The sequence below is a fragment of the Lysinibacillus sp. NPDC058147 genome (assembly GCF_042884205.1).
Taxonomy (GTDB): domain Bacteria; phylum Bacillota; class Bacilli; order Bacillales_A; family Planococcaceae; genus Lysinibacillus.
On record NZ_JBHVUJ010000004.1, the window covers coordinates 354,902 to 377,868 of the forward strand.

The following is a 22,967-nucleotide window of genomic DNA, read 5'->3' on the forward strand; positions in this document are numbered from 1 at the left end:
ACTTGTGAAAGTAGGGGGTGACTTAACGTTATTTAGCTTCGTTTTCAAAGTTTTTTCGCTCTGGTAGAGTTTGGAACCTCTTTAGCTAGCTTAAGGTTCAAAAAAGGAAAGAAAGCCGACAGTTGACATTCGCTGTCGGCTTTTCATTAATAGTTCTACAATTATTCTCGGATTTGGCCATTACCGTGAATGTAATACTTTGTAGATGTTAACGCTGGTAAGCCCATTGGCCCACGTGCGTGTAATTTTTGTGTACTAATACCGATTTCTGCACCGTAACCAAATTCAAAGCCGTCTGTGAAGCGAGTGGAGGCATTGTGATAAACAGCTGCAGCATCCACGCTATTTAAGAACGTATCTGCTACTAACTGATCCTCGGTCATGATGGCTTCAGAGTGGTTCGTGCCGTATTTATTAATGTGTTCGATTGCTTCATAAACGTTTTCCACAATTTTAACGCTGATCTTTAAATCTAAATATTCGGTTGCATAATCTTCAGCAGTTGCTAGTTGAGCGAATTCAAGAGCTTGACAAACGGTTTCATCACCAATAATTGTCACACCTGCTTGATGCATAGCACTTAGTAGCTGTTTGCCGTGCTTACTAAACCAATCAGGATGAATAAGTAAGCTTTCCGCCGCGTTACAAACCGAAGGACGCTGTGTTTTCGCATTGATACAAACTTTTTCTGTTTTTATGTAATCGGCCGTTTGGTCCACATAAATATGACAGTTACCAGCACCTGTTTCTAGTACGGGCACAGTAGCTTCATTCACTACTAAGTCTATAAGTGCCTTTCCTCCACGAGGAATCAATACATCTAAGTATTCTTTTAAATGGAATAATTCTTTGACAGTTTCACGATTTGTATCCTCGATTAATTGTACAGCGTCCACTGGGATGGACGTTTTGCTAAGTGCACGGTGAATACTTGCCACAAGTGCTATATTAGAAAATTTGGCAGAAGAGCTACCGCGTAAAATGACTGCATTACCTGTTTTCAATGATAATGTTGCTGCATCAACTGTAACATTAGGTCGCGCCTCGTAAATCATCCCGATAACCCCAATTGGCACTAGACGCTTTTCAATCAGTAATCCATTATCTTTTTCTATTCGCTCTATGAGACTGCCTACTGGATCATTTAATTCTACAAGTAACTGAATGGCACTTGACATAGCTTCTACTCGTTCTTTGTTTAGCATGATGCGATCAAGTGTAGAAGCAGGCATTCCTTGTTTCTCACCATGAGCTAAATCTTTTGCATTTTCAGCAATGATAGAATCTTGGTCGATTATTAATTGTTCAGCAATTTTTGTGAGAGCCTCATTTTTTTCGCAAGTTGTTTTAATATTTAAAATATAGCTGGCGGCCTTTGCTAACTTTCCCTTTTGTTGCACTTCACTTGTCATGTGATTTCCTCCTTAATTTGTTTATATTTTTAGCCATTTATCTCGGTGAATGACCTCGATTGGATAGTTCGCTAACTCATCTGTACGTTTTCCCATCGCATGTGCTAACTCGAGGGAAGAATATAAGACTTCACCGCGGCCTAGTAACCCATTGTCACTATAGACCTCGACAACGTCGCCATTTGTGAAGTCGCCTTCGACACGATATACACCAGCAGGCAACAAGCTTTTCCCGTTTGCTAATAATGCATGTTCAGCACCGCTATCTATAAAAATCTTACCAGATATTTCCGTGAGTGCAATCCACTGTTTATTATTTGTTAAAATAGCAAGAGCGTCATGCTCAACATACGTACCATCACCACGTCCTTCAACGATGTCGACAAGCTTATTAGCACCGTGACCAGTTCCAATAAACACCTTAACACCTGCATTTAAAGCTGCTCGAGCCGCCAATAATTTGGATTCCATACCACCTGTACCGACCTTCGAACCTGCACCATCTGCGAAGCCAAGCATCTCATCAGATACCTCTGTTAAACGATCAATACGTTTGGCATCTGGGTTTTTATTTGGGTTGGCGTTATACAATCCATTGATGTCAGTTAAGATAATGAGCTGATCGGCATGAACAAGACCACTTACTAGAGCCGATAACATGTCGTTATCTCCAAAGGTTAATTCGCTGACAGATACCGTATCGTTTTCGTTAATGATTGGCAGTATGGAGCGCTCTAATAATTCCTCAAATGTGGCATAAGCATTTTTATAGCGCTCTTTTTTTGAAAAATCAGTGCGTGTTAGTAAAATTTGAGCTGGTACAATATCATAAATACTAAACAAAGCATTGTAGGTTTGAATAAGTAAACTTTGCCCAACTGCCGCTGCAGCCTGTTTACCTTTTACTGTAACGGGACGAGAAGGGTACCCTAGCTGTTTAAAGCCTGCTGCAACGGCACCTGACGAAACAAGCAATACTTCATGACCGTATTTTTTTAATTCAGCTATCGCTTGAACATGGTCCATTAAACGTATTTTATCAATTTCACCTTTTGCATTTGTTAAGGAGCTACTCCCAATTTTGACGACGATTCTTTTTCTTTCCATAGCAATACCTCCAATTCGCCATTACATTTGCATTATGATTTAAACTTTAGCAGCTGCTAAAATTCGCTGAAAATTAAAAATAAAAAGCCTTTTCATCCTAAAAAATTAGGACGAAAAGGCTTGCTTTCCGTGGTACCACCTACATTGAACGTCATTGACATTCCACTTTGCTCATAACGCTTGAGACTGCGCCTAGTTTAGCTAGGACGTTTTACGAAGTAGGTTCTTTAGTCTTTCTTGTACAATGCCTTACAGCCGATGGGCATCGCTCTCTGATCAAGCAGTTTCTAGGTACTAGTCTTCGCCGCTTCTATTTTTATAATTGAATGATGTCTCATTCCTCAAAAAGTAATTGAATAAAGAATGCACTACTTTAGCAAGTCTGTCAAGCTGATTAGGAATGTTAATAAAAAGTTTAGAATAAATAAGTAGATAATACTGAACAAACGAAGGTACGTTGAGAGGGAAATGCAACTTTGTTTAATTGTACCACCAGATTGCGACTAATAGTGGGAGCATCGCTATAACAATTACGAAAAAGCTCCATAATAGTTGTTTTCCTGAAGACATATTTTTTGGTTTTATACTCATTTGTTCATAAAGTTCGTTGATGGCACGTTGTTCTTTAGCATAAAGCATGGTTTGAAATTCATCGTAATCTTGAATATAACTTGAGGGAGGGCGAGGGCTAAAACGTAAACTTCGAATATCATCAGTAATCTCTTTTTCACCCATAAAATAAGTTATAACTGGCACTAACCCTGAATTTTGCGCAGCTTGTACCTCGATATCATGTGTTTTCATTTTATAATAGACATTTCCTTGCTCGTCTTCATATTGCTTTACAATATCACTTACTGCCATCGACAAACACCTCTTTCTCCAAAACAATACGATCTTTACGTAATGATAATATTTATTATAATGTATTAAAAGAGAAAAGTGTTGCTTAAACCAGCATAATTGGTTAGAGGTTTTTGTAAAAATTTAGGAACAGTGAATCTCCATGTAGTATAATGGAATGAAAACCATATTATAATGGTTCTTTTCTAAAAGTAATTGTCATTACCTAAAGTTGGGTGTGACATTTTGTTAAAACGTATGTTAAGTTGATGGGCCTATTTAAAAGTAATGGAAAGAAGGGGTAGTATTGACGTTTTCAACGTTATTGGCGTTTTTAGGAGCAGCAATTATTCTAACACTAATGCCAGGACCAGATAATTTATTTGTTCTTGCGCAAAGCATTACACAGGATAAAAAGGCAGGTATAGCGACATCACTTGGTCTCTGTACAGGGTTACTCGTTCATATAGGAGCGGCTGTTTTAGGAATCTCAGCTATTATTTATCAATCCACAGTTATTTTTTCTATTGTTAAGTTTGCAGGAGCAGCGTATTTATTGTATTTAGCTTGGCAATCGTTTCGCGCTAAAGGTGATCCATTCACGCTGGAACAGCGAAATGAACAAACCTATATGACGTTATACCGAAAAGGTATTTTAATGAATATTTTAAATCCAAAAGTTTCTTTATTTTTCTTAGCACTATTGCCACAGTTTGTAAATCCTTCTAATGGCCATGTAGGTTTGCAGATGTTAATTTTGGGTATTGTATTTTTAGGACAAGCGCTTATACTATTCTCATTATTTAGTATTTTTGCAGGTAAAGTAAGAAAAGTAATTATTGGAAAGCCTGCAATTGCTAAGCGATTAAATATGATTCAAGGTGTACTTTTTACTTTTATTGGAATACAAATAGCGCTGAGTAAACAGTAAAGAGGAGAAATTTCATGGCAATTTTACATATAACGTTTAGCTTATCTACACAAGGTTCGATAAAACATGCGATACGACAACATCATTTACAACGAGATGAGACTGTGCTTTGTGTCAATGAGATATTTTCGATTGGTCCATTAAGCAGTCAAGAAGAACGAAAAAGTTGGTTAGAAACCTTTATTTTTAGGGACAATGAAGAACGTGAATTGTACGAGGATTTTCAGAATGCTTGGAAGAAAAAAATCGCAGGTTTACCGTGCGATGTTGATGTCTGGGTTTGGTACAGCCAAAGTACTCATGAAGAGATTGGATTACGTTTTATCATGAGCGAGTTGATCAATAAATGTAGTATGGTATATGGGATTGATGCTACAGAGGGCTTGAAACGTGTGCTGCCAAACATGATGATTCGTCAATCAGGTGAACTTGCATCAGACTTGCTAATGAAGCTCCGTTCTGAGTCAAAGCGCTTTTCAATTGATGAGTGTCAGCAACTTGCAAAGGAATGGGAAGAGCTGAAACAAAATCCTAGTACACTGCGAATTTGGCAAGATGGAATTGTACATGTAGCGGAAGACGCATTGGATTCTTTCATTATGGAAAGTGCGGAAAGAGCACATGCCGAACTAAATGAAGAATGGCTCATACCGATGCGTATTATCGGTGAAACAATTGGTGCAATTGATGACTATATAAGTGAAGAATTTGTGGAAAAACGCTTGATGACCCTTGCAAAGCAGGGACTTTTTGAGATTGATGGAGATACAACAGATATGTATTCGTATAAAGTGAAATACGTAGGAAAGTAATAATAAATTTCTTTGCAGCAACCACCTTTCATATTGATCTGCCCCGTAAAAGTTAGACACAAAATCTAACTTTTACGGGGTGTTTTTATAATCAAATTTACATCAGATGAAAAAATAAGAATCGTACTCTGTTTTATAAATGGACAAGAAAGTATCCTTCATATTGCTCGAGAAGAAGGGGTAAATAAACCAGAATTAAGGACTTGGGTTCGTTTATATGAACAACATGGTGCTGAAGCTTTCGTGAAATCCTATACAAGCTATTCTCCAGAGTTTAAAATGGATGTACTTAATTATATGAACGAAATGGGCATGTCCCTATCACAAACGTATAAAGGCAAAATTAAAATATCTGAGCCCAGTGGAATACCGAACTAGATATTAGAAGAGGTCTAACAGATATGTCTAACTGTCTTGGGTCAGATCAAATCAACCCTGTTTTTATTTTAGTATTTAGCTCAGTTTAACTTTAAAGTTTATTCAAATGCGTATTCGAATTATTCTTTTGTAAATTCAATAACTGTTTATGTCTGCTTTTATTATTCTAACGGGACAGGATAGTTGAATAATATTCGGGAAAGATACCTATAAAAAAGATAGGTGGGCATTATTGAAGAAAAAACTCTACGTCTTTTTTTGTATTCTATTTCTCGTAAATAATACTGTTGTTTTTGCGAAGAATACCAATCAAACTTTTCTGGAGCAATTAATGACGCGTTCATTAGAGCATAATGATGTTCAAAACATTAAAGTTGAAAACAATTCTGGACTTCAGCGTGTATTCAGTATCAATGATGGTTTTCAAGAGCGTGTACTCAGAAAAGTGATTTACTGGCTTAATAACACTAGCCGAGTGAATGGAACAATCGAGGTATCTTTAGATAATCCATCCAATAAATTGACGTTAAAAACGGCAAATGATGAAGTGATCACTATTGAACCCGCTTATACTTGTGTAATTGATAATAAACACAAAATATGCACGGCTAAAGAAGGGGAATTAATCGTTTCGGAAAATAGACAAAAAGTGCGATTAAAGTCACAACCTCTTTATGAATGGCTCTTGGTAGGGTGGAAAAAAGAAGTGAATGGATTGACTAAAGAAGAGTTACTTGAACAAGCGTTGTTTACACGTTATTTATATCATTTGGGCCCATCTTATTCGGAATTTTTTATGTGTCCAAAAATTAAAATTGAACCCATTGATGGAGATCCTAGGAGACATCTTATTTTGGGCAGTGCATTAAATTATTCAGGACACCACGGTGGGGATTACGATAAACTTACTTTTTCTGTAAGTGATTCTAACCTAACAGGGTTACAAGTGACAAACGTAAAAATAAAAAAACATATTTCGAAAGAAGAAAGCCGAAAACAATGCCAAACATTTGATTAAATATAGTTTTTACCAAAGGAGTGCTTCTTTAGAGAAAGGAACGCTTCTTTTTATTAGAGTTATTTCAATAAATCAAAGTGATAATTAAAGAGGATAACCAGCCTCTATAATAGACTAATTATCCTCTATTCATATACCTTCATATAACTATCGTTACTCACTTTTCGGCTTTAGACCATATTTTATGAATTTAGAAGCTTTCCATTATTTTTTATCGTAAAAATCGAATACAAATTGTTGAAATTGTCGTGCTGATGGTGGAAGGTATCGATTTTCAATCCAAGCCATACCAATTATCCGCTCACAAACCATATCCTCCACACGAATTTTCGCCAATTTATTTGGATTCAAATCCTCGTCAACAGGTAGTAACGATACGCCGAGGCCAGCACTTACAAAACCGGCTACTGTTGATACCTCATCACCTTCAAAAGTAATCTTCGGTTTGATACCTGCAGCATTTAATAATCTATCAGCTGTACGACGCAATGCGTAACCCTTTTTCAAAAGAACAAAATTCTCATGTTCAAGTTCCTTCATTTTAATGCTTGTCCTGTTGGCGAAGGGATGGTCGATCGGTACCATAATATAAAGCTCATCACGCCATAGCTCCTTCCAGCATACAGGTGGCTCCGTATCAATCGCTGCAAGTAAGCAAAGGTCTAACTCTCCCGCGAGTAATTGCTTAAGCTGGGAATGAGAGTAATTTTGTGTAAAGTGAAAGCGGATATGCGGATGCTTCTGACGGAAAGCGCGGATCAAATCAGGTACGATGCTAGTCCCTAGTGTATGTAAAAAGCCGAGTGATACATCTCCTAGCTCTGGATTATTAAGTTCCTGTAATTCTAGAACTGCTTTTTCATATTCTTTACGCATGCGTTGGACACGATACAAAAAAAGCTCGCCATATCGGTTGAGCATAATCGAACGTCCCTGTCGGTCGAACAAGGGTACTCCTAATTCCTCTTCAAGCTTTGAAATCGAACGACTTAATGCTGGTTGAGAAATCGCCAATGCTTCAGCAGCACGAGTCATATGCTCAAGCTTTGCTACTGCTACAAAATATTCTAATTGCTGCCATTCCATTTTTTCACCTCAATTTCTCTTTATTTTTGAGTTAACTGCATTATAACGGTAAAAGAGTAGGAAGTATAGGCACATCAAGTGAAACTTTAATCAGTGAAGGTTTTCCCTACTGATTAAAAGTCTTTACCAATCGGGCTATTACGGGCAGTTAATTTCTTTGTCTAAGTACTTTGTTATTGCTGAGTTTAGCTTCGTTTTCAGTACAGATAAATTACTGCCTGTTAAAGCATTTAAAAATTTTTTAAAAAACGGAGCACGTAAAATGAAGAATGCAAAATGAAAGTAGCAGAAAGTGTGATATAACAGTCATTAACCTCACATCGTTAATGCACAAAAGACATTAATATGATAAAAACTATAAATTGTACATTATGAATAAAGGGTGTTAAGATAGACACATAAATTACACAATTACAAGTTTCCGTGAAGGGGATATTATAAAATGAATTTATCAAAGCCACAACCTCTAACAATTGAGGGAGGCAAAAAAGCCGTACTATTACTGCATGGATTCACAGGTAGCACAAAAGATGTAAAAAAGCTAGGTGAATTTTTATCAAAACGTGGTTATACAGTTCATGCACCGATTTATAGTGGGCATGGCGTAGAGCCAGAAGCGTTACTTGAAACAAGACCAGAAGACTGGTGGAACGATGTTGTGGAAGGTTATAACTTCCTAAAAAGTAAAGGCTATCAAGAAATCGCGGTAGTGGGAATTTCACTTGGTGGCGTATTCTCGTTAAAAGTAGCTGAGACGTTTCCTGTGAAAGCATGTGTTGCTATGTGTGCACCAATCACACGTGATAACTCAAAAGGCTTATTTACACGTTTATATCATTACGCTCGTTTATATAAACATTTTGAAAATAAATCAAAAGATCAAATTATTTCAGAATTACATGAATTACGTATTACACCTAAGGATTCATTAGATGGTGTGACACGTTTAACTACAGAAACACGCGATGAATTATCTACAATCAAAGCACCTACATTAGTATTACAAGGTTCATTAGATGATGAACTTTATCAAGAAAGTGCACCATTCATTCTAAACACTGTGGAAACTGATGATAAAGAGATTATTTGGTATGAAAATTCTGGCCATATTATTACATTAGACAAAGAGCGTGAAAAAGTGTACGAGGACGTATACAAATTTTTAGATCATGTAGAGTGGTCAGTAGCAAACTAAGGAGCTGTCAGCAGACAGCTCTTTTAGTTTTGTCAATATAAAGCTAGGAACTGTATAATTAACGATTTTAAAAGAAAAAACTATTGTTTTTATAATAAATGCTTGATACCATAGTGGAATTGTAGCGAGAAATTTCTTCGATTTTGCAATAGTTAAATACATCTAAGGAGTACATCAAAATGCAACAGAAAATACCTTTTTCAACATATGCAGTCATTGGTACGATGCTTTTCGGACTGTTTTTTGGAGCGGGGAATCTTATTTTTCCAATTCAACTTGGGCAATTAGCTGGGACCAACTTTTGGTTAGGCCTAATTGGATTTTTAGTAACAGCTATCGGTTTACCGTTTCTAGGTATTTTAGCTATTGGTTTATCAGGTAGTAACGGTTTGCGTGACTTAGCGAATCGAGTTCACCCTATATTCGGTGTCATCTTTTCATTAGCTCTCTATTTAACAATCGGTCCTTTTTTTGCGATTCCACGTACAGCAACAGTTCCGTTTGTTGTCGGCTTTGAACCATATATACAAGCTGAGCATACAACACTTTTCCTTGCTTTATTTAGCTTCGTATTTTTTGCCATCGTTTTTTACTTCTCATTGAATCCAGCGAAAATTATGGATTATATCGGAAAATATTTAACACCAGCATTTTTGATTGTGTTATTTATTTTAATTATTATTAGTATTGTAAAACCAATGGGGCATTTCCAGCAACCAATGGGAGACTATATTGATTCCGCATTTATGACAGGCTTTAAAGAAGGCTATAACACAATGGATGCGTTAGCCTCATTAGCTTTTGGTATTGTCGTGATTAATGCGATTAAAAGCGCAGGAATAACAGATAGAAAGGGAATTGCTAAAACAACGTGGAAATCAGGTATTTTTGCCATGGTATTAATGATGTTAATATACGGTTTAATAACGTATATGGGGGCATCGAGTATTAATGCGGTTGGTACATTTGATAACGGTGGCTTAATTTTTGCGGCAGTGGCAGACCACTATTTTGGCTCATTTGGGGCTATTTTATTGGCAGTTATTATTGTCCTTGCTTGTTTAAAAACAAGTATTGGTTTAATCACATCTTGTAGTGAATTTTTCCACGATGTATTTCCGAAAATAAGCTATAAATGGTTTGTTTTATTATTGTGCGTTGTATCATTTACAATTGCCAACTTCGGATTAACGAATATTATAAAGTTTGCTATTCCGGTGCTGATGTTCCTATATCCGCTAGCGATCGTCTTAATTGTCCTTGCATTATGTTCATCACTATTTAAAAATAAGCAAACGGTCTATGCGATTGCTATGATTTTTACAATTTTTATTAGTGTAATTGACGGTTATAAAGCATTAGTAGCCAGCATTCCTACTGCGAAATTAAGTTTTTTTGATGCGATTGAGAAAACTTATTCGAACTTTTTACCTTTATACGACATAGGCTTAGGATGGATATTACCAGCGTTAATTGGAGCATTTATAGGATATTTATTCCCAGCAAGAAGAGCAGAAAAGTTTTGAATTTAAAAAGCACGCACAATTTCATGTGCGTGCTTTTTCGTATATTAAAGCTTAGTAAGCAGTCCATCCACCATCAACAGCAATTACTTGTCCGTTGACAAAGCTTGCTTCATCGGAGCCAAGGAAAATAGCGAGCTGAGCAATCTCCTCAGGTTGTCCAGCACGTGGGTTAATAGACAAACCTAATGCTTGGCGTGCTGCACCAGTTTGACTTACATTTGTCATGGTTGAAGCAATGTTTGTGATAACTGCACCCGGAGCAATACCATTACAGCGAATATTTTTATCAGCATACATAAATGCTGTGTTTTTTGTAAGACCAACAACAGCATGCTTAGAAGCAGTGTAGGCAGCCCCAGCACGAGCTCCATATAGACCGCCAGCAGAAATATTGTTAACAAAGACGCCATGTCCTTGAGCAAGGAAAATTTCTGTCGCCATACGCATTGAACGCATTACAGCAGTAGTGTTTACCGCGAATACTTTGTCCCATCGTTCATCAGAAACTTCACCAATTGGCTCCATACCATCCATAATACCAGCATTATTCACTAAAATATCTAATTTGCCATAAGCATTTTTTGTTTCATCAAATAAGCGTTGTAAATCTTCTGTTGAAGCGACATTTGTTTGAACGGCAATCGCTAAGCCACCAGCTGTTTGAATACCTTCAACAACAGCTTGTGCACCTTCTAAATTCAAGTCAGAAACAACAACCTTTGCCCCTTCTTTTGCATAACCTTCCGCAATTGCTTTACCCATACCTGACGCTGCACCTGTTACGATTGCTACTTTACCTTCTAATCTCATCACAAAAAACCTCCAATTATCCTAGCGATTCTTAGATATATTATGTTAGATATTGAACATATGTTCATTAAAATAATATAATGAATTTGTAAGCGATTTCAATACGCAAAAAACTCAGAACTGTTCAGTAATCAACACATTTGAAAAAATCTGTTTAGTAAGGGGATAAAAAGATGAGTGCTAACGATTTAAGGGTTGTCAAAACGAAGCAAGCATTACATAATGCTTTACTAACTTTATTAAGTGAGAAACCTCTAGAAAACATTACAATCGCAGAAATTTGTCGAGTGGCAAAGGTGAACAGAGGAACATTCTACTTGCACTATGAGCAAAAGGAAGGGCTATTTGAGGAATACTTTCAGGAAATTATGGAGGATTTGTATAATTCCTATGAGGAACCATACCGTGCAGTCACAACACTGGATAAAAACCAAATAGATCCAAAGACAATTCGTATTTTTCATCATATTGAGCGCTTCAAAATGTTCTATCGCATTGTTTTTTCAAAAAATGTGCCGTTAACATACTATTATATGCTATTTGATGGAATTTTCTCTCTGTTAAAAAGGGATATAACAATTCATAATAAAATAGATGATGAGATATCCATCGAGTATTATAGTGCGTATCAAGCAAACGCAATCATCGGCTTAATTATTCAATGGTATCGTCAAGATTTTGAGGACAGCGTAAGTATCTTAAATAAACAGCTTGCTGCTATTTTGCGGATTGGTATTAATTAACCTAGCCGTTTAAAAATAATGAGGTTTTTTGCGTTCGTGGGTTCATTAAACGTACAGAAGACTATTTTGTTTCATTAGGAAATAATCATTGATGAAACAAAATAGTCCTCTAATAATTTATTTGAATTGAATAAATAATGTATCAGGGTCTTTTAACGGATAACAATCATTACAATTAAGTTCTCTTAATTCTTTTGTTTTCCAATTATAACTCAACGTATTTTTTTTGTATTTTTCCATTATACCTGTAGAAAATACCGTACGTGTTGAACCTATTTCTTGCATAGATGGTGAAAGTTTTGCTGACCGAATTGCCGTATATTCATCTGCAGGTAAACTATCTTTATCGTATACGCTCCAATTTTGCTCAGGAGTTGCAAATATAATAATATGCAGTGGATTTGAATTTTGATTATGATAACCATGGACATAATTAGTCCACCCAAAAACAATTTCATTTTCATATGCTTTCAATTGTTGTTCGAAACTTATATCATAAATGAGTTCTCCTTGTAAAATAATTGCACTGTCTTCTCCATATGGATGATAATGTGCAGCAATTCCTTCATCATCTTCATTAATTTGGAGATATAAAATACGGTGATTGATGCATAAACTTTCCCATAATTTCTCGAACTTTGTTTCTGAATTTATTAGATCGCTAAGCTGAATAATTTTCATATCAATACCTCCTACAAAAAGAGTGTATTACTTTTCTTTTGAATTGTAATTTAGACTTTTGTCTGAAGATATACTTGATTTCTTCGCTTTCAAATTAAGAAAATATGTTAGTTGCGTTCGTTTTTTCTAATAAACTTAAAAATATTTTTTTAGAAATAAAGTTATTGAATTGTAGCAGGAACACTTTCTTCACTGTCATTGTTTATGTTTGATCTTCTTAAAGCAACAGCCATAGCAGAAATGCCCAGAGTTACAGCTATGATAATTCCTAACGAGCCACAATTACTCATTATATTATCAGTGTTTCCACCAAAAATAATAGTGTAATAGCCATCTGCTCCATAAGTAGCTGGGAGAAGTACAGCTAGTCTATTGTAAAAATCAGATAGCATTGCTTGTGGAACAAGAACACCTGAAGTAACAAGCTGTATCGAAAGAGCACAAATATTAAAAATCATTCCCAAGTTACCAAAAATTACGATAAAGGCTTGTGCCAAGCAAAGGAAAGCCCAAAACATTAATGCTTGAAAAAGATATATTGTTAAAAAGTTTACTTTACTCGAAATATTAAATAGATGCATTAACCCAATAGTTAATAGCGGAAGGATGAAGGCTACACCGATATTAATAAGCTGTCTTGCTAGGAACAATTGCCATTTCGAAATAGTATCTTGGACAAGTTGTGCAGCCTGCTGATGCTGCATAATCATTACCATTGCACCTACAAACGACGAAATAATAACCATCAATGGCACAAAATTCGCGGCAAACTCTTCAATATTATTCGTTTTAATAATAGTAGTATCTATCGCACGATCCTTTACACTCATAATTGTTGTAGCAACGGCTTCGTTAATTTGTTGTGCTGTATTTTGCTCCATAGGAAGCTGTGAGAACTTTTGAGAAAATACATCAATAGTCTTGCCCTGTAGTAAAGGATAAATATTGTGGTTTATTTCCTCAGTTAGTTGTTTGGCTACTCCGTCCATCATATTTTTTGCGATGCTTGCATTTGCTTGATTAATAGAGTAAATAATTTCAGCCTCTTTACCTGCTTGTAATTGACTAGTAAAGTCGCTGGGAATATGAATAAACATATGGATATCACGTTGATTTAATGCTTTCTCAGCTTTGTCTAGAGAGGTGTAGTTTTCTATTGTAAAAGGTAGTTTTTCTTTTATTTCATTTACTACTTGTTGCCCCATCTCAGTATCTTCGCTAATTAGTCCAATCTTTAAATTTTCTGTTCTGTCATTTACACCATCATAAGCAGTCATCCATACACAAAAGAAAATTACTTGAAATGCAATTGTGACCGCAATGCCAATATAAGTTTCTCGAATTTTAAATAAAGCTTGTAACCCTTTCATATAAAAACCTCCTGTAATGTAAGTACTTACTTGCATCTAGTAGAAAAATTTTTTCTAGGGAGTCAATCCCCTAGAAAAAATTGAAATGCTCGTTTTTAACAATATTTCAGTTGGCATATCAGAAACGATTGTTCCTAAACGCGCCCGTGAAATAAAATGACCGAAATTAATAGCGATAAGGGATAACGCTGCTGCTTCAAAATCAATTTCTCTGATTTTTCCTCTTTCATGCATTTCCTGCAAATAATGAATTAGCTCATTTTTAATATGAAGTGGGGTATTAGCAATCTCTTCATTAATTTCAGGAAACTGCAGCGCTTCCTTGAAGCCAATCATTACAAAGTCTTTAATAGACATTAAAAAGTTAAAATGCTTCATAGAGAAATTTAGTAAATCTGTTTCCAAATCCCATGTAACATTTTTGACCTCTTCCTGCAAAAGAGGAACATAGGAAAGTTGCTCAATAATGGCTGTCAAAATGCCACGCTTGTTACCGAAATGCCGAAAAATTGTTACTTCATTGACCCCAGCTAATTCAGCTATTGCTTTAGTCGTTGCCGCAGTATAGCCCTTCTCGCTAATGAGTTGTAAAGCTGCTTCAATGATTCTTTCTGCGGTGCTTTTTGTTGACAATAGAATTCTTCCTTTCGTGCAAGTAATTACTTACATGCTAGCATAGAGCAATCCCTTATGCAATAAAAATATTACCAGACAGTGGAAATCAAATAATGTTTGGGGCAGAAAGAATAGCAAGAGTAGCCAGGAAAATCACTCAAAGTGAATCAAAATAACAACATAGTGCCACACTGCGTATATGAAAAGCTTTAGTAACTTTTTATGGAAAAAACACATTGACAACTATATCGTCTGCTGATATATTTTAGATATATCGCCAGACGATATATTGTTAGGCGATATAAAAGGGGGGGTTGTATGACGCAAGAGCATCCGCCATTAACAGAAGGCGTTTATTATATTTTATTAGCTTTATTTGATGCAAGGCATGGTTACGGCATCATGCAATTAGTAGAGGAAATGAGCAATGGTCGCGTTCGGCTTGGAGCGGGGACGATATATGGAGCAATCAAAACATTACTCGAACGAGGATGGATTGAAGCGCTAGATGGTGATGGACGAAAAAAGGAATACATCATTACAGAGAGTGGAAAAAAAGTGGTTGAATATGAAATTTTGAGATTAAGGGAACTTTTTGACAATGGCATCCGTATAACAAAGGAGGATGGAACAAATGGATAAATATCGATTAGCCATCAACCCGTATGATATTGAGAAATGGGTTAACGATATGGCAGGTCAAGGCTGGCATTTAAAAAAGTTCACTTGGATACGTTTTACGTTCGAACGTGGGGATCCTGGTAGCTATATTTATCGTCATGATGAATTGGCCCGAAATGGTGCCTCATATGAAGACGAATACTTAGATTTTCTAAAGTTCTCGGGAATTGAACAGGTAGATCGTTCTGGCAATTTCGTCTTCTTTAGGAAACCAGCAAATGATGGTCCTTTTGAACTTTTCTCTGATAAGAAAAATAAAATTAGTAAGCTGTCCCAAAGAATTTCGCTGCTACTATCGCTCATCCTTCTTAATGTGGCTGTGGGATTAATTGGTCTAAGTGGGTTTTTTTCGACACAGGCAATAGACTGGATTAAATTAATATTAAATATCGCTAATATTGTTGTGGCCGTGTTATTTTCTATACCATTATTAAAACTTGTGCGTGTGCGCAATAAATTGAAGAAGGATTTGGATCTGTTTACAGATTAGTATATGAGAAGGTATGGCTGAAAAATAGTTGCATAAACTACTATGCTTATAGTACTTAAAGATAATAAGAAAGCTACATTAGTATGGGATTTCATATTTACTTCAAATTATTTTCCGGGAAATCAGAAAAATCAATTAATTTAAATGCGTAGTGATAAAACTACTAATAAGGCGCATATTTAACCAAGAGTTCACATCAGTTTTATAAGATTAATAGAATGGAGGTGTTACTTTATGAAAAAAAGGGTGTATCGTTTTTTTCTTGATTATGAAAAGGAAGAAGCATGGGTTAATGATATGGCGGCACAAGGTTGGCATCTAAAGCGTACAATGGTGGGATACTTTATTTTTGAAAAAGGGGAACCCGGTCAATACATATATCGGAATGAACTAGTCAAAGGTAAAAAGCAGGACTACTTTGATTTTTTAGAGACGATGAATATTGAGTTTGTTTCAAAATTTGGAGTATGGGCTTATTACCGAAAAAAGAAATCAGAAGGTCCATTTGAATTATTTTCAGATAGTTCTTCGAAAATAAAATATTTAACATTAATAAGCCGCCTTTTTATTGCTGTAACATTTCTTAATTTATTAATTGGATTTATCAATCTTTATATTTTACTTGGTGAATCAACAGAAATAATCTTAACCACGGGAGTATCATCTATAAATTTTGTAGTCGTAATAATAATGTGTACACAAATTTTGAAGGTTGAAAGACGTAAAAAAGGGCTGCAACAAGAATTACATATATTTGAAGCGTAGGAGGGAAAAGAATGACATTACAATTAGAGCGTGTCACAAAGAAATACAAAGATTTCACAGCAGTCGATAATCTAAACTTTACGATTGAAAAAGGGGAGATTTTTGGGCTGATTGGACAAAACGGAGCCGGTAAAACAACGACGTTCCGAATGATTTTAGATTTACAGGAGACAACGGCTGGTACGATTACATGGGATGGCAAACCCGTTAATGCCATCAACCGTGATGTACTTGGCTATTTACCAGAGGAACGAGGCATTTTTCCGACGATGAAGGTAGAGGATCAGCTTTACTTTTTCGGCGAGCTACGTGGCATGAAGAAGTCGGAGTTAAAGAAGGAGATTGATTATTGGATTAATCGATTTGAGCTCGATGAAAGACGAAAAGATAAGGCTGAAACGTTGTCAAAAGGGAATCAGCAAAAAGTACAATTGATTGCTAGCTTTATTCATAAACCGCAGTTCTTAATACTAGACGAACCATTCAGTGGACTGGATCCTGTGAATAAAGATTTACTGAAAGATGCAATATTACATTTAAAAGAACAGGGCACAACGATTTTGTTCTCTAGTCACCAGATGGATAATGTAGAGGAGCTGTGCGATCATCTTTGTCTCTTAAAACGTGGAGTCTCTCTATTTTCAGGTAGTTTACTAGATTTAAAGAAACAATACGGAAAAACGAGATTAGCAGTGCGTACAGAGTGGTCGACCACTCAATTGTTGACACTAGAAGGAGTCAAAGATGTCCGAGTGGAGAAAGAGCAAACTGTGCTTACTCTAGAGGATGAGAGCTATGCACAAAGTATTTTCGAGAAGCTTTCCAATGGTAAATATATAGAAAAATTCAGCTTAGATTATTTATCATTAGATGAGATCTTTAAAGATAAGGTAGGTGGCAACGTTGTCGAAGTTTAATTTATTAATGAAACAGCTTTACACATCAAAAATAAAATCAAAATCCTTTGTTGTAATGACAGCCATTTATATACTTGGGATGTCCGTTGCAGTATTCTGGTCAGATATTAAAGAGCTTTTTACAGGTGATGATCAAGCGCAACAAATTGCAATCGTCAATGAAACAACAGCTGATTTAAGTGGTCTCTTTGTATCGAATGGCGATATGGAATTTATACAAAAAGAATCGAATATATCGGAGCTAGAGAAAAAGGTCAAAGACGAAAAGCTAGATGCAATCGTTAAAATAACAGATCAAGATGGACAGCTACATGCTGAAATTGCCACTTTCACTCCGTTGAAACTAAATGATCAAGGTGCGATAAATTCGATATTGCAACTTGCTGGCCAAAATTATGCTGTACAACAGTTATCATTAACACCAGACCAAGCAGCTCAAATTATGGATGCCAAAACGATTATTACTGATAAAAACTTAAATACAGAGTCTACTGGTGGTAAAAGCGAAGAAGAAAAACAATCAGGACAATTTGTATCTTATGCAGTAGGTATTTTAATTTATTTCTTTATTTCTACATTCCTATCTATGATTACAACGGAAATTGCGACTGAAAAAGGTTCACGTGCAATGGAAATGCTACTAGTAAGTGTTAAACCAGCTACCCATTTTAAAGCAAAAATTGCTGGTGTATTGTTACTCGCATTAACACAGATGGGGATTATTATAGTTGTCTTCCTAATCTATGCGAAATTTGCGAAGAACGGTGTTATTTGGGATATGGCAGCTAGTATCGTTAGTGAATTATCGATTGGTTATGTCATATATGCCGTGCTATTCTTACTATTAACAATTATTCTTTATTTAATTGTTGGCGCACTATTCGGTTCTTTAGTGTCTAAAGTTGAAGAAGCAGGTCAAGTATTAATGCCAGCCATGATGATTACATTAATTGGTTTCTATGTTATGTTATCGGGAATGGGGAATCCGGATACTCTTATCATTAAGATATTCTCTTATATTCCATTTACGTCTGGAATGATTATGCCGATGCGTATCGGGGCTACTGATATAGGCGTAACGGTACCACTTTTATCGTTAGGTATTTTAATCGCAACAATTATTGTAGCTTACTTATTCAGCATATCATTCTATAAACGCAGTGTGCTAACTTATAGTACAGGTGGCGTTATTCAAAAAATTAAGACCGTACTAAAAGTGACAACATGATGATGGAAGCAGCTACATTAAGTAGCTGCTTTTTTATATGGTATGTAACCCAAATATTCTAATAATAGAAAACAATGTAAAGTATTTCGTGGTTTCAGTCGAATTTCCTACTGAAACAAGCTATAATTTATGTAAGAGGGTGAAGTTATGTTATCTCAAACAGAGATTGAAGCATTATTAAAAAAAACACCAATTCAGCGCCTAGCAACTCAAGAGGAGAGAGAACAGTTCTTTGTGAAGCTTGAGCAGCAGCTACCTATGAGAAATGAATTGGCAGAAATTTTAAATAACCGTGAGCGATTAAAGCTTTTTGTCAATAGTCCTAATACATCTCATTATAGCTTTCAACTTGAACATCATGAGGGTTCATATATATTAAGTGACTCTTATTTTGTAAGACTTGACTAAAATGAAACTTTTTTAGCTTGAAATCGTATGTAAATAAAAGAGATAAATCGCAGGGGGTAAAATTTTTATGTCTGAATTCGACAACGACCTATTAAAATCAAAAGATCCATTTGCATCAGAAAATCCATTATTACAGCCTAATCCATTATTACAAGTGGAGCAAGAGCCAAAAAAACCAGTACTTGTTTCTGAGCAAGAACTATCACAAATTGCTCAAAATCAACTTGCTTTAAAGCAAGATCCTGAGGTTCATGCATTAGCACAAAAAATTGATGTCAAAGACCAAATTGCTATGCTGGAGCTTGGAAAAGAAACTGCGAATGGTATTTCTACTTTTTCAGATAAAATGCTAGCAACGATGAAAACAAGTAAGCTTGAGGAATCAAGTGTATTATTAAATAATTTAAATAGAATTATGGATAAATTTGATCCTCAAGATTTTGCGGAGGACAAAAAAGGTGGTTTCCTTACTAAGCTGTTTAGTAAAGGAAAGGAACAATTAGAAAAGTTTCTATCCAAATATGACAGCATGAACAAGGAAGTTGATGTCATTTTCCGTGAGGTTCAAAAATACGAAGGTGAAATGAAACGTAATACAATTGATCTTGAAAATTTATATGATCAAAATTTAAATTACTTCCAAACTTTAAGTAAATTTATTGCTGCAATTGAAGTGAAAACAGATGATGTACGTTCATCATTACCAGCACTAGAACAAAAAGCACAAACTGGTGATCAAATAGCGGCAATGGAATATGAAACGATGCTACGTGCCGTTGATTTACTAGAACAACGTCGATATGATTTAGAAATGGCACAGCAAGTTTCATTCCAGTCTGCTCCACAAATTCGATTAATGCAGCAAGGGAATAACCATTTAATTGCTAAAATTAACTCTGCGTTTGTGACGACAATTCCTATTTTTAAGCAAGGACTTATTCATGCTGTGACGTTAAAGCGCCAAAAGCTTATTTCAGATTCAATGAGTGAATTAGACCGTCGTACGAATGAAATGCTTGTACGAAATGCAGAAAATATTAGTAAAAATAGTGTTAATATCGCCCGTGCGGCTGGTAGCCCAAGCATAAAAATCGAAACAATTGAAACGACATGGCAAACAATTATGTCTGGTATTCAGGAAACGAAGCAAATTCAAGCCGAAACAGCGAAAAATCGTGAAGAAGGCCGTAAACGTATTGAACGTTTGCAACTTGAATACGAAAAGCTGAAAAAAATGTAATCGTAAAGCTTCTTGCGTCTCTCTTCGCAAGAGGCTTTTTTTATATTGACAAATAAGAAATAAATATGATAATTAGACCAATGAGAATTATTTTGCAAATGTGAAGGAAGCGGGAAAATGTTAAACAAAGCTATACCGTTATGTGAAACATTAAAAGATGGAACACTTGCTATTAATATGACAGAACCACTTAATCTATTATCGCAAAGACGCTATCAAGAATTAGTGCATATAGAAGAGCTATATCATGCTTTACATAAAAATTTAGATGAGAAGCAATATGTTTTAGAGCGGGATCAAAAAAATTTAAAGAAACAAAATATACAGCTTATAGATGATATGCAAAAAATGAAGCATCAAAATGCGGTCTTGCAAAAAAAGTTAATGGAATATAATTGTGTCGTAGAAGAGCTGAAGGAGATTCGTAGACAAAATACAGAGCTATTAATTGAATTAAGTAAACATACTGCTTTATCTAAGGAATCACTGTCAGGTCCGTTAAAATCTATGATACGCGATATGCGGGAGCAGGGCGTTGGTATAAAAGAAATTCACATTCGTATTAAACGTCAAATTAATCCTGATATCAGCTATAGTATGGTGCGTAAATATATTTCTGAGCTTGAATCAGAACATAAAGAGTAAATTTGTCATTTACAGTTTTCAATCAAAGCCCTATAATTAGTCTATTCTTCAAAGGTAATATTACGCAAAGTCTTATAGATTCAAAACAGAGTAGGAGAGTTAGAGGCAATGTCAAATGAGAAAAAAGGGGTTTTGGCAGCATTTTTTGCCTATGCTTTTTGGGGTGCATTTCCGCTTTATTGGAAACTACTTGAACATGTACCGAGTATGGAAATTTTATTATCGCGCGTCATTTGGTCCTTTGTCTTTACAGTACTAGCAGTAATAGTATTTGGAATGCGCAAGGATCTTCTCGCAGACTTAAAATATTTATGGTCACACCAAAAGCATTTTTGGCAGCTTGCTGGAGCTTCATTTGTTATTTCGATGAACTGGTATTTATATATTTGGGCAGTTAACCATAACCACTTAATTGAAACAAGCTTAGGTTATTATATTAATCCTTTACTGTCAGTTATTTTAGGGGTTATTTTCTTTAAAGAAGCACTTAGTCGTGCGCAGTGGGTGGCTACCGGAATTGCCTTTATTGCTGTTATTATTTTAACGATAAATTATGGATCAATCCCATGGGTAGCTCTTCTTATTGCTATATCCTTCGCTATTTATGGTGTTCTGAAAAAGAAAATTAAGCTTGATGCGACAAGAGGTCTAGCCATTGAAACGTTATTTATTTTACCGTTTGCATTAGGCTACTATATTTACCTTTTTACAACGGATCAAGCTTCATTTTTACATGTTGATGTGCAAACAGACATCCTCATGATTATAAGTGGTATCGTGACAGCAGTACCGTTAATTTTATTTGCGAAAGGTGCACAAAATATTCCACTCTATTTATTAGGCTTTATTCAATACGTATCGCCAACGATTACGTTAGTTATAGGGATCGTACTTTATAAGGAACCGTTTAGTCAAATAGAGCTTTTGGCATTTAGCATTATTTGGGCAGCCTTATTACTGTTTTCAGGATCGAAAATCATTGAAGTAAGAAGGGCTCATCATAAATCTGCCTAAAAAAGGACTTGTAGATATTATAATATAGGGTAAATAGTATAATAAAATAAAACCAGACCTTATGTTTAGAGGATTTGAGTTTGATTATATATAATCAAACTTTTATTTGTATATAAAAATACATCCATTAAATCTTTATTGAGATAATGGATGTATTTTTTATTGTGGTCTTTTAATAAAGTTTGATAATTTTCTTATTCAACAATCGGGCCAGATTGTTGAATAACAACTTTTATGGAATATTACCAGACGACGCTTTGCGAACTTAAAATATAAAGCATATAATTACATTTATTGTATTATCCATTATGCATGTAGAATTCTACAACTTGCAAAATTCAGTACATAAAAAGGGAGAATGTAACATGATTGTTAAAGTAGGATTTGATTATGAAGATGATATAGAGTATATGATTTGTCCTACAAAAGTAGGGAGAAATATTAATCGGTTACAAGAGGAATTTTGGGATTGGTTATTTGACAGAAAGAACCAACATCCTTATTGGTTTGAATATAGAGAAGATGGAAATATTACTTATTGTGTTTCTTACCGTACAGATGCTTTTATTTATTGGTTGAACAAGGTGAAATTTAATAAAGGCAAGAATGTCGCGAGGTTAATAGATGTTCCAAAGACACCACCTAAAAAAACAATTAGGTTTTAATGGTTATAAATCATGGAGTTTCATTTAAAATAATGTTCCCGAATGAAAGTTAGGAAAGAGATCGAAATTCAAGAAATGCGGTTAAACCAACATTTTTTGGATTTTTCTTTGAACATTGCTTATACAGCTTTTAATGCAATAGACAGGGCTAGAATAGTACTTTTCAAGATTATGCAGAGTATGTTATCTGAATAAAAACCTGTATATTTGGGTCTGTTGATGCGAATCTCAATTTCATTACAGCTTCCATACAGTAGAATAGTTAGAAAAGCATAGGTCAAGGGGCTTTTTGTATATTATATAAACTGGTTTGTTTATTATTATTTTATCCACTATAATATAAAAAAATTAATTGACTTTATATTTTCTCATGATATTGCAAAGGGT

The 22,967-nt window shown here is 35.2% G+C and carries 25 protein-coding genes; 17 read left to right on the top strand and 8 right to left on the bottom strand.

Going from position 1 to position 22,967, the window contains the following annotated elements:
• Nucleotides 1–161: 161 nt before the first annotated feature.
• From ACFVT8_RS14435 to ACFVT8_RS14445, 3 genes are all read right to left on the bottom strand, one after another.
• Nucleotides 162–1,412, bottom strand: a complete 1,251-nt coding sequence (locus tag ACFVT8_RS14435) for a glutamate-5-semialdehyde dehydrogenase (protein WP_387081164.1) — start codon at nt 1,410–1,412, stop codon at nt 162–164.
• 21 nt (nt 1,413–1,433) lie between these two features.
• Nucleotides 1,434–2,519: a glutamate 5-kinase gene (gene proB / locus ACFVT8_RS14440; RefSeq protein WP_387081165.1), complete on the bottom strand. Its 1,086-nt coding sequence runs from the start codon at nt 2,517–2,519 to the stop codon at nt 1,434–1,436.
• A gap of 480 nt (nt 2,520–2,999) precedes the next feature.
• Nucleotides 3,000–3,383, bottom strand: coding sequence for a sodium:proton antiporter (locus ACFVT8_RS14445; protein ID WP_387081167.1), 384 nt, complete (start codon nt 3,381–3,383; stop codon nt 3,000–3,002).
• Between the two features lie 286 nt (nt 3,384–3,669).
• On the opposite strand from ACFVT8_RS14445, the gene ACFVT8_RS14450 reads away from it, so the two are divergent.
• The 4 genes from ACFVT8_RS14450 to ACFVT8_RS14470 all read left to right on the top strand — a co-directional run bounded on the left by ACFVT8_RS14450 (nt 3,670) and on the right by ACFVT8_RS14470 (nt 6,501).
• Nucleotides 3,670–4,293 carry a LysE family translocator gene (locus tag ACFVT8_RS14450; protein ID WP_387081169.1) on the top strand — a complete coding sequence of 208 codons (624 nt, stop codon included), beginning with the start codon at nt 3,670–3,672 and terminating at the stop codon, nt 4,291–4,293.
• Between the two features lie 14 nt (nt 4,294–4,307).
• The gene (locus ACFVT8_RS14455; RefSeq protein ID WP_387081171.1) at nt 4,308–5,105 is read left to right on the top strand and encodes a DUF1835 domain-containing protein; all 798 of its coding nucleotides are present in this window, start codon (nt 4,308–4,310) and stop codon (nt 5,103–5,105) included.
• Between the two features lie 90 nt (nt 5,106–5,195).
• Nucleotides 5,196–5,483, top strand: a complete 288-nt coding sequence (locus ACFVT8_RS24570) for a transposase (RefSeq protein WP_483869504.1) — start codon at nt 5,196–5,198, stop codon at nt 5,481–5,483.
• A gap of 232 nt (nt 5,484–5,715) precedes the next feature.
• The gene (locus tag ACFVT8_RS14470) at nt 5,716–6,501 is read left to right on the top strand and encodes a hypothetical protein (RefSeq protein ID WP_387081172.1); all 786 of its coding nucleotides are present in this window, start codon (nt 5,716–5,718) and stop codon (nt 6,499–6,501) included.
• Between the two features lie 204 nt (nt 6,502–6,705).
• Here ACFVT8_RS14470 and ACFVT8_RS14475 read toward each other — a convergent pair whose 3' ends face one another.
• Nucleotides 6,706–7,587, bottom strand: a complete 882-nt coding sequence (locus tag ACFVT8_RS14475) for a LysR family transcriptional regulator (protein WP_387081173.1) — start codon at nt 7,585–7,587, stop codon at nt 6,706–6,708.
• A 442-nt stretch (nt 7,588–8,029) separates the two neighbouring features.
• On the opposite strand from ACFVT8_RS14475, the gene ACFVT8_RS14480 reads away from it, so the two are divergent.
• Nucleotides 8,030–8,782: an alpha/beta hydrolase gene (locus tag ACFVT8_RS14480; RefSeq protein WP_387081175.1), complete on the top strand. Its 753-nt coding sequence runs from the start codon at nt 8,030–8,032 to the stop codon at nt 8,780–8,782.
• Between the two features lie 179 nt (nt 8,783–8,961).
• Entirely contained in the window at nt 8,962–10,308 is a 1,347-nt protein-coding gene (brnQ, locus tag ACFVT8_RS14485; protein ID WP_387081177.1) for a branched-chain amino acid transport system II carrier protein, read from the top strand.
• A gap of 51 nt (nt 10,309–10,359) precedes the next feature.
• On the opposite strand, the gene ACFVT8_RS14490 is transcribed toward brnQ, so the two are convergent.
• Nucleotides 10,360–11,118: an SDR family oxidoreductase gene (locus ACFVT8_RS14490; protein ID WP_387081525.1), complete on the bottom strand. Its 759-nt coding sequence runs from the start codon at nt 11,116–11,118 to the stop codon at nt 10,360–10,362.
• 173 nt (nt 11,119–11,291) lie between these two features.
• On the opposite strand from ACFVT8_RS14490, the gene ACFVT8_RS14495 reads away from it, so the two are divergent.
• On the top strand, nt 11,292–11,861 hold the full coding sequence (locus ACFVT8_RS14495; RefSeq protein WP_387081179.1) for a TetR/AcrR family transcriptional regulator: 570 nt from the start codon (nt 11,292–11,294) through the stop codon (nt 11,859–11,861).
• A 117-nt stretch (nt 11,862–11,978) separates the two neighbouring features.
• Here ACFVT8_RS14495 and ACFVT8_RS14500 read toward each other — a convergent pair whose 3' ends face one another.
• The 3 genes from ACFVT8_RS14500 to ACFVT8_RS14510 form a co-directional block, all read right to left on the bottom strand.
• Nucleotides 11,979–12,542, bottom strand: coding sequence for a cupin domain-containing protein (locus ACFVT8_RS14500; RefSeq protein ID WP_387081180.1), 564 nt, complete (start codon nt 12,540–12,542; stop codon nt 11,979–11,981).
• A gap of 161 nt (nt 12,543–12,703) precedes the next feature.
• A complete protein-coding gene (locus tag ACFVT8_RS14505; RefSeq protein ID WP_387081182.1) occupies nt 12,704–13,912 on the bottom strand; it encodes a YhgE/Pip domain-containing protein in 1,209 nt (402 codons plus the stop codon).
• A gap of 54 nt (nt 13,913–13,966) precedes the next feature.
• Nucleotides 13,967–14,545 (bottom strand): TetR/AcrR family transcriptional regulator, encoded by a 579-nt coding sequence (locus ACFVT8_RS14510; RefSeq protein ID WP_387081183.1) that lies wholly within the window; start codon nt 14,543–14,545, stop codon nt 13,967–13,969.
• Between the two features lie 300 nt (nt 14,546–14,845).
• On the opposite strand from ACFVT8_RS14510, the gene ACFVT8_RS14515 reads away from it, so the two are divergent.
• The 10 genes from ACFVT8_RS14515 to ACFVT8_RS14560 all read left to right on the top strand — a co-directional run bounded on the left by ACFVT8_RS14515 (nt 14,846) and on the right by ACFVT8_RS14560 (nt 22,580).
• Nucleotides 14,846–15,169 (top strand): PadR family transcriptional regulator, encoded by a 324-nt coding sequence (locus tag ACFVT8_RS14515; protein ID WP_387081185.1) that lies wholly within the window; start codon nt 14,846–14,848, stop codon nt 15,167–15,169.
• The gene (locus ACFVT8_RS14520; protein WP_387081187.1) at nt 15,162–15,698 is read left to right on the top strand and encodes a DUF2812 domain-containing protein; all 537 of its coding nucleotides are present in this window, start codon (nt 15,162–15,164) and stop codon (nt 15,696–15,698) included. The genes ACFVT8_RS14515 and ACFVT8_RS14520 overlap by 8 nt, the downstream gene beginning before the upstream one ends.
• Before the next feature lie 234 nt (nt 15,699–15,932).
• The gene (locus ACFVT8_RS14525; RefSeq protein ID WP_387081189.1) at nt 15,933–16,463 is read left to right on the top strand and encodes a DUF2812 domain-containing protein; all 531 of its coding nucleotides are present in this window, start codon (nt 15,933–15,935) and stop codon (nt 16,461–16,463) included.
• Between the two features lie 11 nt (nt 16,464–16,474).
• The gene (locus ACFVT8_RS14530) at nt 16,475–17,380 is read left to right on the top strand and encodes an ABC transporter ATP-binding protein (protein ID WP_387081190.1); all 906 of its coding nucleotides are present in this window, start codon (nt 16,475–16,477) and stop codon (nt 17,378–17,380) included.
• Nucleotides 17,358–18,608: an ABC transporter permease gene (locus tag ACFVT8_RS14535; RefSeq protein WP_387081191.1), complete on the top strand. Its 1,251-nt coding sequence runs from the start codon at nt 17,358–17,360 to the stop codon at nt 18,606–18,608. The genes ACFVT8_RS14530 and ACFVT8_RS14535 overlap by 23 nt, the downstream gene beginning before the upstream one ends.
• A gap of 147 nt (nt 18,609–18,755) precedes the next feature.
• Entirely contained in the window at nt 18,756–19,016 is a 261-nt protein-coding gene (locus ACFVT8_RS14540; RefSeq protein WP_387081192.1) for a hypothetical protein, read from the top strand.
• Between the two features lie 67 nt (nt 19,017–19,083).
• Nucleotides 19,084–20,256 carry a toxic anion resistance protein gene (locus ACFVT8_RS14545; RefSeq protein ID WP_387081194.1) on the top strand — a complete coding sequence of 391 codons (1,173 nt, stop codon included), beginning with the start codon at nt 19,084–19,086 and terminating at the stop codon, nt 20,254–20,256.
• A gap of 117 nt (nt 20,257–20,373) precedes the next feature.
• Complete coding sequence (locus tag ACFVT8_RS14550; RefSeq protein ID WP_387081196.1) at nt 20,374–20,901, top strand: hypothetical protein; 528 nt, start codon at nt 20,374–20,376, stop codon at nt 20,899–20,901.
• A gap of 108 nt (nt 20,902–21,009) precedes the next feature.
• On the top strand, nt 21,010–21,915 hold the full coding sequence (gene rarD, locus ACFVT8_RS14555; protein WP_387081198.1) for an EamA family transporter RarD: 906 nt from the start codon (nt 21,010–21,012) through the stop codon (nt 21,913–21,915).
• A 365-nt stretch (nt 21,916–22,280) separates the two neighbouring features.
• Nucleotides 22,281–22,580, top strand: a complete 300-nt coding sequence (locus ACFVT8_RS14560) for a hypothetical protein (protein WP_387081200.1) — start codon at nt 22,281–22,283, stop codon at nt 22,578–22,580.
• Nucleotides 22,581–22,967: the final 387 nt, after the last annotated feature.